Origin of the sequence: Acinetobacter sp. YH16042, assembly GCF_013417245.1 — a bacterium.
In the GTDB taxonomy this organism is placed as follows: Bacteria; Pseudomonadota; Gammaproteobacteria; order Pseudomonadales; family Moraxellaceae; genus Acinetobacter; species Acinetobacter amyesii.
This window is the reverse complement of sequence record NZ_VPEJ01000005.1, coordinates 83,990-97,083: the sequence shown is the minus strand read 5'-3', so window position 1 is coordinate 97,083 and position 13,094 is coordinate 83,990. Positions and strand designations below refer to the sequence as shown.

At 40.0% G+C, this 13,094-nt stretch carries 15 protein-coding genes, 1 pseudogene and 1 riboswitch; of the genes and pseudogenes, 6 read left to right on the top strand and 10 right to left on the bottom strand.

Annotated features, from left to right (window positions below):
* Nucleotides 1–62: 62 nt before the first annotated feature.
* The 4 genes from lipB to rpoD form a co-directional block, all read right to left on the bottom strand.
* On the bottom strand, nucleotides 63–716 hold the full coding sequence (gene lipB, locus FTV37_RS05530) for a lipoyl(octanoyl) transferase LipB (RefSeq protein ID WP_180063216.1): 654 nt from the start codon (nucleotides 714–716) through the stop codon (nucleotides 63–65).
* Nucleotides 717–769: 53 nt separating this feature from the next.
* Complete coding sequence (locus FTV37_RS05525) at nucleotides 770–1,063, bottom strand: DUF3144 domain-containing protein (RefSeq protein ID WP_180063215.1); 294 nt, start codon at nucleotides 1,061–1,063, stop codon at nucleotides 770–772.
* Between the two features lie 56 nt (nucleotides 1,064–1,119).
* Nucleotides 1,120–1,407, bottom strand: a complete 288-nt coding sequence (locus tag FTV37_RS05520) for a YbeD family protein (protein ID WP_180063275.1) — start codon at nucleotides 1,405–1,407, stop codon at nucleotides 1,120–1,122.
* Between the two features lie 127 nt (nucleotides 1,408–1,534).
* Nucleotides 1,535–3,424, bottom strand: a complete 1,890-nt coding sequence (gene rpoD, locus FTV37_RS05515) for an RNA polymerase sigma factor RpoD (RefSeq protein ID WP_078192191.1) — start codon at nucleotides 3,422–3,424, stop codon at nucleotides 1,535–1,537.
* Nucleotides 3,425–3,823: 399 nt separating this feature from the next.
* Here rpoD and FTV37_RS05510 point away from each other — a divergent pair, with 399 nt between their 5' ends.
* Nucleotides 3,824–4,033, top strand: a complete 210-nt coding sequence (locus tag FTV37_RS05510) for a PA3496 family putative envelope integrity protein (protein ID WP_078191373.1) — start codon at nucleotides 3,824–3,826, stop codon at nucleotides 4,031–4,033.
* Nucleotides 4,034–4,100: 67 nt separating this feature from the next.
* Nucleotides 4,101–4,625, top strand: coding sequence for a YecA family protein (locus FTV37_RS05505; RefSeq protein WP_078191372.1), 525 nt, complete (start codon nucleotides 4,101–4,103; stop codon nucleotides 4,623–4,625).
* A gap of 80 nt (nucleotides 4,626–4,705) precedes the next feature.
* On the opposite strand, the gene FTV37_RS05500 is transcribed toward FTV37_RS05505, so the two are convergent.
* The 5 genes from FTV37_RS05500 to FTV37_RS05480 all read right to left on the bottom strand — a co-directional run bounded on the left by FTV37_RS05500 (nucleotide 4,706) and on the right by FTV37_RS05480 (nucleotide 8,077).
* Nucleotides 4,706–5,122, bottom strand: a complete 417-nt coding sequence (locus FTV37_RS05500; protein ID WP_180063214.1) for an ABZJ_00895 family protein — start codon at nucleotides 5,120–5,122, stop codon at nucleotides 4,706–4,708.
* Between the two features lie 124 nt (nucleotides 5,123–5,246).
* Complete coding sequence (locus FTV37_RS05495) at nucleotides 5,247–5,657, bottom strand: ABZJ_00895 family protein (RefSeq protein WP_180063213.1); 411 nt, start codon at nucleotides 5,655–5,657, stop codon at nucleotides 5,247–5,249.
* Between the two features lie 21 nt (nucleotides 5,658–5,678).
* On the bottom strand, nucleotides 5,679–6,290 hold the full coding sequence (locus FTV37_RS05490; protein WP_111885305.1) for a DedA family protein: 612 nt from the start codon (nucleotides 6,288–6,290) through the stop codon (nucleotides 5,679–5,681).
* Between the two features lie 363 nt (nucleotides 6,291–6,653).
* Nucleotides 6,654–6,950 carry a hypothetical protein gene (locus tag FTV37_RS05485; protein ID WP_180023226.1) on the bottom strand — a complete coding sequence of 99 codons (297 nt, stop codon included), beginning with the start codon at nucleotides 6,948–6,950 and terminating at the stop codon, nucleotides 6,654–6,656.
* Nucleotides 6,951–7,144: 194 nt separating this feature from the next.
* Nucleotides 7,145–8,077 carry a rhodanese-related sulfurtransferase gene (locus FTV37_RS05480; protein ID WP_180063212.1) on the bottom strand — a complete coding sequence of 311 codons (933 nt, stop codon included), beginning with the start codon at nucleotides 8,075–8,077 and terminating at the stop codon, nucleotides 7,145–7,147.
* 212 nt (nucleotides 8,078–8,289) lie between these two features.
* Here FTV37_RS05480 and FTV37_RS05475 point away from each other — a divergent pair, with 212 nt between their 5' ends.
* The gene (locus FTV37_RS05475) at nucleotides 8,290–8,778 is read left to right on the top strand and encodes a DUF1289 domain-containing protein (protein WP_168378110.1); all 489 of its coding nucleotides are present in this window, start codon (nucleotides 8,290–8,292) and stop codon (nucleotides 8,776–8,778) included.
* Nucleotides 8,779–8,840: 62 nt separating this feature from the next.
* Nucleotides 8,841–9,439: pseudogene (locus FTV37_RS05470) on the top strand (LysE family translocator).
* 88 nt (nucleotides 9,440–9,527) lie between these two features.
* On the opposite strand, the gene ribB reads toward FTV37_RS05470, so the two are convergent.
* A complete protein-coding gene (ribB, locus tag FTV37_RS05465; protein WP_078191365.1) occupies nucleotides 9,528–10,187 on the bottom strand; it encodes a 3,4-dihydroxy-2-butanone-4-phosphate synthase in 660 nt (219 codons plus the stop codon).
* Between the two features lie 103 nt (nucleotides 10,188–10,290).
* Nucleotides 10,291–10,444: riboswitch (FMN riboswitch) on the bottom strand.
* 170 nt (nucleotides 10,445–10,614) lie between these two features.
* Between ribB and FTV37_RS05460 the strand changes: the two genes are divergently transcribed.
* Both FTV37_RS05460 and FTV37_RS05455 read left to right on the top strand, forming a co-directional pair.
* Nucleotides 10,615–12,456, top strand: a complete 1,842-nt coding sequence (locus tag FTV37_RS05460; RefSeq protein ID WP_180063211.1) for a DUF2157 domain-containing protein — start codon at nucleotides 10,615–10,617, stop codon at nucleotides 12,454–12,456.
* Entirely contained in the window at nucleotides 12,453–13,067 is a 615-nt protein-coding gene (locus FTV37_RS05455) for a GDYXXLXY domain-containing protein (protein WP_257224212.1), read from the top strand. Before FTV37_RS05460 ends, FTV37_RS05455 begins: the two co-directional genes overlap by 4 nt.
* The last annotated feature ends 27 nt before the right edge of the window (nucleotides 13,068–13,094 follow it).

Genomic DNA, 13,094 nt, shown 5'->3' with positions numbered 1-13,094 from the left:
TCTATAATTATTAAATTTAGAGCTTTTACTCTAAATTATTTTATTTGAGAAAGCAAAGTCTTTTATAGTTGTTTGACTGTTACGTCTTTAAAGTAACCACTGTTTTTCAAAGTATCAATGATATCGACGCATAAGTTTTCAAATTTAGGGTAGTCCTGTACTAAATCTTGTATGCGTACCATTTCCAATCCTGCATAGCCACATGGATTGATGGTATGAAAACCAAATAAATCGCAATCAATATTCAGTGCTAAACCATGATATGAACGACCTTTACGAATTTTAAAGCCCAATGAACCAATTTTTCGTTCATTGACATAAACACCCGGCGCATCAGGCTTGGCATAAGCTTGAATACCATATTTGTTCAGCAAATCGATCATGATGGTTTCGGCATACGAGACCAATGTACGAACATTCCAGCCTAAGCGATTTAAGTCAAACATGAAATAAGCGACCAACTGACCCGGTCCATGCCAAGTGACTTGTCCACCACGGTCTGTTTGTACCACAGGGATGTTACTTTGCACCAAAATATGTTCAGGTTTGCCAGCTTGCCCCTGAGTTAATACATCGGGATGTTGCAATATCCACAGTTCATCAGGTGTGTTTTCATCGCGCTGTTCAGTATAAGTTTTCATTTCGACAAAACGATCTTCATAGGGAGTCAGATGATTGTATTGGCGAATGATTAAAGTTGGTTTTGCAGCGATCATTACAACAGGATTTCCTTGGCAGCGTTAAATTGATTGGTCGTTGAATTATGTCGTTATTCAGGAGGGATAAACATATATTCTTTAAAATTTTCGATGTATTCATCTAAATTTTCTTCAAGCATTTTGCGATATTCAGCAAGGAAATATTCGATGGTTTCTTGTTTTGCATTAGCGAGCTGTTCTGCTGTTTCCCATCCACATGCGCTGATCCAAGCATTAAAACGGGATGTTGCAAAAAGCATAGAGGCGCTTACTTTCCCTTTTCCTATCTCTTCCGTAATTTGCTGATTAGATAACTGAATGTGTTGATCCGCTCGCTCATAGAATTCATCATCAATATTTTGCATTTTATTTTATTCTCACAAAAAAAGTCCAAAACACTTTCGCATTTTGGACTTTTTAATTATAGCGCTGTCTTAATTAAAGGACAGGCTGCAAGGTCAGCGTATAAGGCATGAACTTGTTCCAACTCTTCAAAGCGCAGTTGAGCAGTTAAAGAGTGGTATTTACCTGTGCGTGACGGCTGTATTTTTACTGTGTCACCATCAAATTCAGGGAAGTGCTTCTGTAAAATATCAACAACAGCAACTCGAAGTTCTTCACCTGCATTACCAATCAATTTAATTGGGTAGTCCATAGGGAAGACCCAAAGATGCTCTTGCAATTCACGTGAAGGAGCGCGATTAGTCATATCAGTCATGGGACACCTCATTATTTAAAAATACCTGCAATGAGCAGGTATTTGGAATCATTTGCTACATGCTCATAATATGGGGCGGAAAACTCGATATTCAAGCCTGCATTGTCCTAGTTATAGGTTAGTCATTCTCAAGGAATGAACGCAAATGCTCTGAACGTGATGGATGGCGAAGTTTACGTAAAGCTTTCGCTTCAATCTGACGAATACGTTCACGAGTTACGTCAAACTGCTTACCCACTTCTTCCAATGTATGGTCGGTTGGCATATCGATACCGAAACGCATTTTCAAGACTTTCGCTTCACGTTCAGTCAAGTTTTCAAGAACTTCACGTGTTGCTTCTTTTAAGCCTTCTGACGTTGCAGCGTCAATAGGAGAGGTGATATTACCGTCTTCAATGAAGTCACCAAGATGCGAATCTTCATCATCACCAATTGGTGTTTCCATTGAAATTGGTTCTTTCGCAATTTTAAGCACTTTACGAACTTTCACTTCGTCCATTTCTAGACGTTCACCTAATTCTTCTGGTGTAGGTTCACGACCCATTTCTTGAAGAAGTTGGCGAGATACACGGTTGATCTTGTTAATGGTTTCGATCATGTGTACTGGAATACGAATGGTACGTGCTTGGTCGGCAATCGAACGCGTAATCGCCTGACGAATCCACCATGTTGCATAAGTCGAGAACTTATAACCACGACGATATTCGAATTTATCCACCGCTTTCATCAAGCCAATGTTACCTTCTTGGATCAAGTCGAGGAATTGCAAACCACGGTTGGTGTATTTTTTCGCAATCGAAATTACCAAACGTAAGTTCGCTTCAACCATTTCCTTTTTCGCACGGCGAGCTTTCGCTTCACCAATCGACATACGTTTAGAAATGTCTTTGATGCCTTTAACATCTAAGCCAAGTTCTTTCTCGATGTCAGCGATTTTTTGTTGGAATGCCAAAACGTCAGGGCGGACTTTTTCAAGATAGCCTTTCATTTCTGCAGGTGCTTTAGCAATTTGTTCATCTAACCAAGCAAAGTTAGATTCTTGACCTGGGAAAGACGTACGGAATTGAGTACGGTCCATACGACCACGACGTACTGCATAGCGCATAACTTCACGTTCAGAAGTACGGATTTGGTCATGGGTATTACGAATCAAATCAGAGATGATGTCGAATAAACGTGGTGTGAATTTGAACATCATGAACACAGTTGCAAGTGCTTCAAGTGCAGCAGCAGCTTCTTTACTGTTACGACCATGTTTTTCAATTGCGGCTTTAGTGACTAACCATGCTTGTTCAAGCTCAGTGAAACGTGCTTTAGCAATTTCAGGATCTGGACCAGATTCGCCTTCAGAATCATCATCACCTTCAGACTCTTCTTCTTCATCGTCATCATCAAGTTTGACATCTTTAGTTGGCTTGTTGGTTGACGCTTCATCTTCATCGATCTCAGAATCATCTTCATCGATCACTTCTGGGATGGCTTCGTCAGATTCTGGATCTAAATAACCAGAAAGAATATCCGCTAGACGGCGTTCACCCGCTTCATAATCTTTGTATTCTTGCAGTACAACTTCGACTGCATTTGGCCAATAAGCAATAGAATGTAAAACGTCACGAATACCTTCTTCGATGCGTTTTGCAATGCTAATTTCGCCTTCACGTGTCAAAAGCTCAACTGTACCCATTTCGCGCATATACATACGCACAGGGTCAGTGGTACGACCGGGTTCATTTTCAACAGATGCAAGTACAGCAGCGGCTTCTTCTTCAGCAACTTCGTCAGTCGCTTCGCTGCCACCTTCAAACATTGTATCGTCAGTTTCTGGTGCACGATCATGTACCGGAATACCCACGTCATTCAACATCTGAATGATGTCTTCAATCTGTTCACTTTCAGTGATTGAGTCCGGGAGATGATCGTTAACCTCGGCGAAAGTTAGGTAACCTTGCTCTTTGCCTCGGCTAATCAGAGCCGCTACTTGAGAAGTAGGGGAAGTCATATCGCTCATCTTTGCTTACTCTTCGTTGAATCTGTGGCAGTAAAAAACCGTGCATTTTAGCACGATCGTCTCATTAAATCTTGTGAATAGCTGGCTTATCCCATTAGGACGGTACAGCATCAAGCTGTCCAATGAGATATTAAAAATTTAAATTCAGTAATTTAGGTGGGGCTGAAATTGTTGTTTTCAAGTTCATCCCATGCATCGATTATTTTATGGGTCAACTGTGACTGTCATAAAAATGAAGGACGCAGGGTGGATTATATCATGCCACAGGTTTTGGTAAGAAAAAAAGCCCTATTTTTAAAGTTTAGATGTTAAAAAAACAAATAAAACTTGACAATATTTTATATCCCATATAAATAGCGGCTAGACCCCTTCAATTTTTTTCATTATGAGGTAGTTTTGGTGTCTTCTACAGATTTTGAACTAGATGATAACTACGGTGATGATGATGTGAATTTCGATGAGGCCAGTGCAAAAACTAGCGCGAAAGAATCGTTAGAAAAGCGCCGACTTATTGATGACCTTCTGGCTCAGCGCCGTCTTGAACGTGAGCTTAAAGATTTTGATTACGACATCGACGATGACGATGATTTTGATGACGAAGAAGACTAAATAGCGATTTAGCATAGCGCTTGAAAATGCTATGCTTACGCATTAAGTTTCTAACTCTGGATTTGAAATGAGTGCTTTAGATTTAGACCTTTTGAGTGACTATCTAGACGGCGATGACAACGAGCATGGTCTAGATTTTGCAGCGACTCATGGTTTTTTATGTGCAATTGCAGTAGGCCCAGCTTTTGATAAATGGCTAGACGAACTTTTTGATAACAATCAGAAAAAAGTACCTGCTGAAATTATTGCACAAGTAAAAGCATGGCTCGAATCGATTCGTCAGAATCTTGCCAATGAAGATGGTATTGAATTTCCATTTGAAATTGAAGAAGCCGATGTTGAATCAAGTCTTGGTGACTGGAGTGTTGGCTTCGTTGATGCCATGTTCCTAAACGAAGATGCATGGTTCACCGACGAGTTTGAAGAACAATTGGTAGATTTAACTTTGCCAATCATGGTGTTCAGCGGCATTGATGAAGAAGATCCACAAATGGAATCTTTCCGTCGTAATGGTCAGTTGATGGATGAACTTGCAGAAGAAATCCCAACCAATTTGAACGAATTATATTTGATGTATCACACACCAAATTAATTTCGACGAAATTTAAAAAAAGCACCTTGGGGTGCTTTTTTTAGCGCTATACCTTTTCAATTCAAAGTTAGTCTAAAGGCTTAACTACGTTTGGCTTTTAAGAAGCTCTTTGCCATCCATCCAAAAGATAAAGCCAACATGAGATAATGGATTAATAAGCTAAAGCTGATAGCAAGCAGCCAGACCCAAGCGGGTAATTCCGTTAGCGCCATTTGAATAAAGGCTTGGGTTTCAGGGAAGATCAAGAGACAAATGACAGTCGCGACGACACTAATCAGTACGGAAGCTAAAATACAGCTCCAAATCAAAGTTCGCTTTTCTAACTTATTTGGCACTCGCTGATGGTCTTTAACAAAGCTAGATGCTGCAGCAAGACCGCCCACGATGAGACAGGTAATAGATGAACCACCAGGTAAATCAAAGAAAGATTCGATGGCTGCGACAGCAACCATGGCGAGTGCATAAGCAATGCTAAATGTGATGATGTATTTTTTCATTATTTAATGTTCATGTTTTCATTATATAAAGTGCGAGTATAACTTACCTGAAGTGTCTTCACTGAATTTTAACTTTCATTGAAGTGGTGATGATTTAAATTTTAACGCAATACATTGAAAAAATTTATAATTTTTTAGCGCAATAGTCTGCATACCAACCATAGGCAATATGAAATATTGTGCCATGAATGGCGACCAAACAAAGCATAACCACAGCAGTTAGCCCGATGCCTGCATGATCTACAGACTTCATAATGCTTTCGGCATTGGGATTCATTAGCACCAAGAACAGCACAAAAAAGCTACCAATGATGATTGCAACGGCACTGGAGCCCCAAACCAGTTGGATCTTTTCATTGTTGCTAGGCACGCGTTGTTCTTTCTTTACAAAATGCCCAACGCTGATTAATGCACATGCCACCAATGTAGGAATTAATGTAATACCACCTAGATTTAATCCAAAAATTAATACGGTAATCAAAAGCACCAAGGCGATGCTATAAACAGCAGCAAAGTGTAGGAGATAGTGTTTCATTTAAGCCCCAAAAACAAAAAATTAACGAGGTCGACGTTGATGTCGACGGTACAAAATCCAAGCAATAATGATGACTGTGATCAGAATAATCACATGTCCAACTTTACTAAATATTTGCTGCATTAACTGCTGATTTTCACCTAAATAAAAACCCATACAAGCTAAAAAAGTGGTCCAAATAATCGTACCTAAACCACTATAAAACATAAACTTCCAAAATGGCATGCGGCTCATTCCAGCAGGAATACTAATGAGAGAACGCACAGCTGGAATCATTCGTCCGAAAAATACAATGCGGTGACCGTATTGCTCAAACCATGCTAGAGATTTTTTTACATCTGCCGACTTGATAAATAAATACTTTCCATAGCGATCGACGAAGTGAAAGATGGATTCATGCTTAAATTTATAACCAATCCAATATAGCAATGCAGCCGCCAGTAAAGAACCGACACAACCTGAAATAATGACACCAATGAGGAGTAGTTGACCTTGGGAGGCAGAATAGCCAGCCGAGGGCATAATGATTTCAGAGGGGATTGGGGGGAAGACATTGTCAAGAAACATGAGTAGGGCAATACCGAGATAACCCAATTGTTCCATGATTGAAATGATCCATTCAGTTAAAGTCATGGTAGCTAAGGCAGAGAAAAGGTGTATTTATCCTATGTTGAAAAGCGCAGTGGGTAAAGTTCCGTTTTAAATATTCCTGAAACCACCTAAGCAAAAACAACAAATATTGAGTTCACCTTGTATTAAGTAGCACGTAGGCTGAATTAGAAGGAAAAGTATGAATACGTGATGGCATTAAGCAATGCTGAATGATATAAGGCTGAATAATTGAAAGGCTTGGATCATAGTTTTTATAGTATTGAACGTACGCTGTTCAGTTTGGATTTTATTTTGATGTCGGAGCTTTAGCAGCTTTAAAAATCGTTTTATATACTGAACAGCGTAGGACTAGGTTGCAATAAGTGACGTTGTAAGGTGCATAAATTAATCATCATGTTCCATATTTAATAGTGTGTGAATATAGACTTGGCGTAAGCTCAGAGATAAAGCAAATGGAATCACGCAAAGTCCAAGAATGTTGAGCATAGTGGGTTGTAAGTGCAATGTATAAGCAATAAATAAGGCAAAAATTGCACCAATGCATGTAGCAACACTGACTATCAAAATATGCGACTGTTGGTTAAGGAGGTGTTTTAATTCTCCTACACTTTCTTTTACACGGGGAGCGGGTAAAGCAAGGCGCCTTGAGGTTGCAATTGGAGAGTTGATTAATTTTGGCATAATGCTTTCCTTTTCAATTATCTATAATGATTTTCTCGGATCAATTGATCAGAATAAGCATAAATGCGCGAACTGATTCTCGTAAATAACCAGATATAGTTATTTTGTCAAAAAAATTAAGTCACTGTTGAGAATGCGTAAAAAAAGCCCTAAAAATAGGGCTTTTATTTATATATCGTTACAACAAATTTTCCTTAGAGACGCTTACGTTTTGCTGCCACAATTTGTGATTGACGCATACGGAAGCCTGCTTTTTGCTGTTCAGTAGTTTTGTCGATACAGTATTTGCATGATACGCCGTGTTCGTAGCTCGGAAGTTCAACTTCAGCAGGAGCCAGTGGCCAACCGCATGCGTGACATTTGATATTTTCGCCTTCTTCCATACCGTGAGTGACAGCAGTACGACCGTCAAATACGAAACATTCACCTTCCCACATGCTTTCTTCAACAGGGGTTTCTTCTAAATATTTTAAGATACCGCCTTTAAGGTGATAAACCTCATTAAAGCCTTCTTGAAGTAAAAGTGAGGTTGATTTTTCACAGCGAATACCGCCTGTACAGAACATGGCAATTTTCTTATCTTTATGCTGCTCAAGCTCTTTTTTCACGTATTCCGGGAATTCACGGAAAGTCTCAGTTTTCGGGTCAATCGCACCCTTAAATGTACCTGCTTTGTATTCATAGTCGTTACGTGTATCAATTAGGATTACGTCATCACGTGCAATTAGTTCATTCCATTCTTTAGAATCAAGATAGTGACCGACTAAATCACGTGGTTTCACTTCCACACCTAAAGTCACGATTTCTTTTTTCAGTTTGATCTTCATTTTACGGAATGGTTTATCCGTACTATGCGATTCTTTGTATTCCATCGCATTAAAGCCTTCATTGAGAAGGAATTGATGGATGATATCTACAGATTTACGGTCACCGGCTATAGTACCGTTAATTCCTTCACCTGCCACAATTAGAGTACCGCAAAGGTTGATGGTTTTTACCAAGTCTAAAAGACGTTGTTGAAGATCGGCAGGATCTTGAACTTCTTTGAATTGATAAAGTGCGGCAACAACCCAACCAGAGGTCGCTTGCTGTTCTACAGGTGCAAGCTGTTCTACAGTAGCGTTCATGGAGTACTCCAAATGAATAAACAGGATAAAAATTAAGGCGCACATTCTACCGTGATTTGGATGAATAAGCGAGTAAAGCGATGGCTTTTAACCACACATTTGATCATAGCTTCATTTCAGTAGTTTTAGCGTGTATAGTCATGCCGAGTTGTTTTTATCCCATAAATATTGGTTGTTTTTATCCCATAAATATTGATTGAATGGAGCCGGTTTTGAGTACTGATCGTCGAATTGCCTCGTTAACCCCATGTGCAGGGCGTTGTTCTACGGTATTTGGTGATTCAGTCTGTCGTGGTTGCCGCCGCTTTAACCATGAAGTCATAAAATGGAATACCTATACAGCAGAGCAACACACGGCCATTTGGTGTCGTTTAGATGCACAATTAGATCAAATTTTAATACCGATGTTGCCGCAAGCAGATATCATCCATGTCGAAGGCTTTGTCTTGTCTAAGCGAGTTCGCTTACGTCCAGATGCAAGCAAAGGCCGTAAACTGTATCACGCACTCAAGCTCTGCGAAAAAAACCGTCATTTCACAGATGAAAGTGGACTCGGGATACATTACAAACAGGTGCGACCGTTGTGGGATGAATTTGAACGTCGTGTTTTAGCACTCGCCACAGCCAGCTATGATTTGGCATTTTTAAGAGCAGATGCCATTCGCTTGCATTTATTGCAAAACATGGATGAAGAGGACTAAGTCCTCTTTTTTTATTTATGAAATTTATCGTGATGTAAAAAAATAAGTGAAGGAATCTCAGCGTGAATTATTCGGAGTACTTTTTATATTGTGTGGCAGTCATCGTAATGATTGCAACACCTGGACCTGTCATGCTGTTGGTCGCAAGTTCAGGTTTACAAGGCGGATATAAAAAGGCATTTCAAACCATTGTCGGGACAAATTTTGCGTCACTGATTTTGATTGTGCTGTCAGTGTGTATTTTAAAAGGCATTTTAAATGTTAATGCGCATTGGCTCGATGGCATCAAAATACTGGGTTGTTTATATATTGCTTATATTGGTTTTGATATTTTAAAAGAAGTAACTATACAGCCCACTGCACAATCTCTGCAGTTAAAAGCAGCACAAGGGGGCTTTAAGAAAGGATTGATCGTGGGAATTTCAAATCCTAAGGATATTATTTTTTTCCGCAGTTTGTAGGAATTACTCCTCATCTTAATCTGAGTTTAATTGTGTTGACCCTGAGTTGGATCGTTTTAGATTTCGCAACTTTGTCTTTGGTGTATTTGTCTTTTCATCGATTGTCGAAATCACGCTGGTATAAAAAATTGTTGGCACTGTGTGGGCTGATTTTAGTGGTAGTTGCCATCTACGGGATCTATAGCATATTCACGGTTTAATTCTTAACTTGAAATGTGCAGTAAAAAATAAAAAAAGGCTGATTCAATCAGCCTTTTTATGAATGTGTAGAGCTTTAATTAATTCGCACTAGAGATTGTGCTGTAAACGATATTGCACAATTTCTTCAATGGTGAGTACAGTCAAATGATGGGTTTGTGCATACGCTAAAACTTGTACGCCATTGGCCATTGTGCCGTCTGGGTTGGTTAATTCACACAAAACACCTGCAGGTTTTAAACCGGCCAGACGTGCCAAATCAATAGTCCCTTCAGTATGTCCACGACGGGTCAATACGCCGCCTTCACGCGCACGTAAAGGAAAAACATGACCCGGACGGTTTAAGTCACTAGCAACAGCACCATCTTTAATTGCGGCTTTGACTGTAGTTGTTCGGTCTTTTGCTGAAACTCCAGTAGTAACACCTTCCGCAGCTTCAATAGTTACGGTAAAGGCAGTTTTAAAATGGCTAGAGTTATCAGACACCATGGGTGGAAGTTCTAAATGATTGGCTTGAGCATCGGTTAAACACAGGCAGACAATTCCTGAACCGTCACGAATCATACGTGCCATGGTTTCTACAGTGAGTGTTTCTGCAGCAACAATCAGGTCGGCTTCATTTTCACGGTCAAAATCGTCCATGACTAAAACAGGCTTGCCTTGACGAATGTCTTCTAAGGCTTGCAGCATGCGCTGTTCTGCAGGTGGAAGGGCAGAAAAGAAAATTTCGGGTTGAATTAAACTAGACATTGAAACGCTCGCGTAAATTTTAGATACGGTTGAACATTTCAGGACATGTGAAATAGTGGCGTTACGATATATATTGAAAATGATCAATGATATAGAGATGTGACGTCGTCTTCTTTCATCCGGACTATACCGTCGGCTCAGGCATTGCACCTGATCTGCGAATCGCGTTTAAACGATTGGCTCGTGGGCTTTTTGCAGGGCTTTCAGCCCAGCAAATTTACCACCGGTGGGGAATTTCACCCCGCCCTGAAGCGATGTGTCTTGAGTATAGACCTGTTTGAGTGATGATGGGGGATTATTGCTTAGAATCATTTGCAAAATTTTAGATAAGTAAAGTTATAAGATTGGATTTGTAAGCATTTATATAAAGTGTGTCAAAGCATGCTATCGTGCCGATAAATCAACCATGATTGCATAATGATAAAAAATGACCGCTCCTCAGCATTCTCAGCAGCAGAATATAAAGCTGCATCGTTCACAGTTAGATCAAGAGTTTTCAACAGATCTGTTCCAAGATGTACAGGTCATTCGGTATCTGCAAGTGATTGGTGTTGCACTGATAGCAGCCAGTTTCGTGTATTTGATCGCGGCAAACTGGTTGATGTTGCCAAAATTCATTCAATTGGCAATTCCAATGTTGCTGTTGCTACTGAGTGCTGTGACGAGTGTATATTTTGCAAGGCATGCTTGGATTCAGCAAAGTTTAGATGCTTTAAGTGCTTTGTTGCTCGGATTGAGTTTGGCTGTGATTGGACAGGTCTATCAAACAGGTGCAGACAGTTATCTGTTATTTTTAGTCTGGGCTTTGCTGCTTTTACCTTGGTTATATCGACCGAATATCGGAGTCTTTGCGTTACTGTGTTTGATCAGTCAATTGGCATTATTTTTATATTTTAAACAAAGCTATTTAATCGTTGATCATTCTTGGTGGTATTTACTCTGTATGAATGTATTGACGGCAATTTGTGTGACCTATTGTTTGAAATATTATGCTGCACTGCGCTTAGTATTTATTGCATTCATTACACTAATGTCGATGTATTGCATGTTTTTATACTGCGGAAATGGGGCAGAGCAGTATCAATGGCAATATTTAATTTTTGCATTGTTGCTTCCAATTTATCTGATTATCTATTTTTATCGACAACATCGTGCATTAGAAACCAGTTTGCAAGCTGCAGGTCTCGCCGCGAGTTTCAGTATTTTGATTTTCCAATGGGCAGAACATATTTTATCTGACTCGAGTGCAGGATTGTTGGTTTTTGCCTTGCTGATATTTGCTTGGTTTGCGGTGATCAGTTGGGCACTGATGAAATTTCTGCCACAGACTAAATTTGCAGTTATTCCTTTAGCGATTGGGGCATGGTTCGCAGGCATTATTTTATCGAGCTTATTGCTGACCTATTGGAAGGCGTTTTCAATCGTCATGGGCTTAGTTTTTGTGGCTGTGGCTTGGTGGTTGATTCGACGAGCTAAAAGTATCTTTAGTCGCCAATTTGCTTACTGCTTATGGGTATGTGGCCAATCTGCGGTCTTCATACATACAGAGAGCTTGACCGATAGCATTGGGTTTATTTTAGTATTACAAATTGGCGTTATCTTGCTCTGTTTGTTTAGTCGAATGCATTGGTTTATTGTTTTTATTCAACTCATTGCAGGATATGGCCTTGCAGTGGCCACACTATTTGATGCCGATCTTTTTATGAGCGATGAACATGTCATCTTAGCTGTGATTGGATTGAATTATATTCTACTGATTTTCTTGCTCGGGAGTGCAACAGCTTGGTTGCACTCGATGTATCGAAAAAGTGTTGTGTTGTGGATGTTATGCATCGTATTGGCGGGTGTGGTGTTGCAGACCTTGTCAAATAACGTTCTACATTTTGAACAGACCCAACATGGTGTTCTTGACCTGTTTATCGTTTATCTACTGCCTGTGGTTTGGCTTGGCCTTTACATCGCAAATCAGCAAAAACAGACGGGGCGCGAAAAATGGCTGTTACTGCTATTGGGCCTTGTGCTGATTGCGATGGGCTATTTTGAAATTTTCTTGTTATTGGTTTTATTGGCATGGGCGCAGGTCTATCAGCAATCTTTGGTTAAAGCCCTTTGCATCGTGTTGATCATTTTTAGCTTATGGATGCTGTATTACAATTTAGGGTTGAGCTTTTTACTGAAAAGTTTAACGATTTTGATCTCTGGTCTTTTGCTGCTTGGCATCACCAAAATGTTAACTGCGATACAGCATAAACAAGGGGAAGGAGCATGATGAACATACTTAATAAAAAAATGCTTCCTATTGGTTTGGCTGTACTCAGTATTCTTTTATTTGTACTGATGATTGCACGGCATGAATGGCATCTGGCAAACAGTCAGAGTATTTATGTAAAGCTGCAACCGGTCGATCCTCGCTCTTTGATTCAAGGAGATTATATGGCCTTGAATTATCAGCTCTATTTTGGTGGTCAGTCATCAAAAGAGCAATCTGCCAATGGGCAGGCTGCCAAAGCAAATACAGAAGAAAATGTACACCGTGACTATTTTGTAGATCAAAAAAGTATTGTGAGTTATGTGCAGCTTGATGCACAGCGTAGAGTGATTCGAACCAGTTTCAACCCAGAGTTGTTAGCGCAGTATCCAAGCTCATCTACAAAACTGGTGCTCAAAAATCCTGACAATAGATTTGAGGGTTTATATCCCGCGGCGAGCAGCTTTTTATTTGCTGAAGGCTTGGAAGCGTGCTATCGCGATGCGCAATATGCAGAGCTAAAGGTACAAGAAAATGGTCAGCCTTTGTTGGTGGGTTTGGTCGGAGAGCATTTACAGCCCTTTGATTGTAAACAAAACCAAGCATGGTGGAAGGGCCCGAGAGCAGGGTAGACAAATTGGGCTGTTGAGTTGTATGTA

What these genes read in the sequence shown, in the direction of transcription:
- lipB (WP_180063216.1), bottom strand. Translation starts at nt 716, where the DNA reads ATGATCGCTGCAAAACCAACTTTAATCATTCGCCAATACAATCATCTG.
- FTV37_RS05525 (WP_180063215.1), bottom strand. Translation starts at nt 1,063, where the DNA reads ATGCAAAATATTGATGATGAATTCTATGAGCGAGCGGATCAACACATT.
- FTV37_RS05520 (WP_180063275.1), bottom strand. Translation starts at nt 1,407, where the DNA reads ATGACTAATCGCGCTCCTTCACGTGAATTGCAAGAGCATCTTTGGGTC.
- rpoD (WP_078192191.1), bottom strand. Translation starts at nt 3,424, where the DNA reads ATGAGCGATATGACTTCCCCTACTTCTCAAGTAGCGGCTCTGATTAGC.
- FTV37_RS05505 (WP_078191372.1), top strand. Translation starts at nt 4,101, where the DNA reads ATGAGTGCTTTAGATTTAGACCTTTTGAGTGACTATCTAGACGGCGAT.
- FTV37_RS05500 (WP_180063214.1), bottom strand. Translation starts at nt 5,122, where the DNA reads ATGAAAAAATACATCATCACATTTAGCATTGCTTATGCACTCGCCATG.
- FTV37_RS05495 (WP_180063213.1), bottom strand. Translation starts at nt 5,657, where the DNA reads ATGAAACACTATCTCCTACACTTTGCTGCTGTTTATAGCATCGCCTTG.
- FTV37_RS05490 (WP_111885305.1), bottom strand. Translation starts at nt 6,290, where the DNA reads ATGACTTTAACTGAATGGATCATTTCAATCATGGAACAATTGGGTTAT.
- FTV37_RS05485 (WP_180023226.1), bottom strand. Translation starts at nt 6,950, where the DNA reads ATGCCAAAATTAATCAACTCTCCAATTGCAACCTCAAGGCGCCTTGCT.
- FTV37_RS05480 (WP_180063212.1), bottom strand. Translation starts at nt 8,077, where the DNA reads ATGAACGCTACTGTAGAACAGCTTGCACCTGTAGAACAGCAAGCGACC.
- ribB (WP_078191365.1), bottom strand. Translation starts at nt 10,187, where the DNA reads ATGTCTAGTTTAATTCAACCCGAAATTTTCTTTTCTGCCCTTCCACCT.
- FTV37_RS05460 (WP_180063211.1), top strand. Translation starts at nt 10,615, where the DNA reads ATGACCGCTCCTCAGCATTCTCAGCAGCAGAATATAAAGCTGCATCGT.
- FTV37_RS05455 (WP_257224212.1), top strand. Translation starts at nt 12,453, where the DNA reads ATGATGAACATACTTAATAAAAAAATGCTTCCTATTGGTTTGGCTGTA.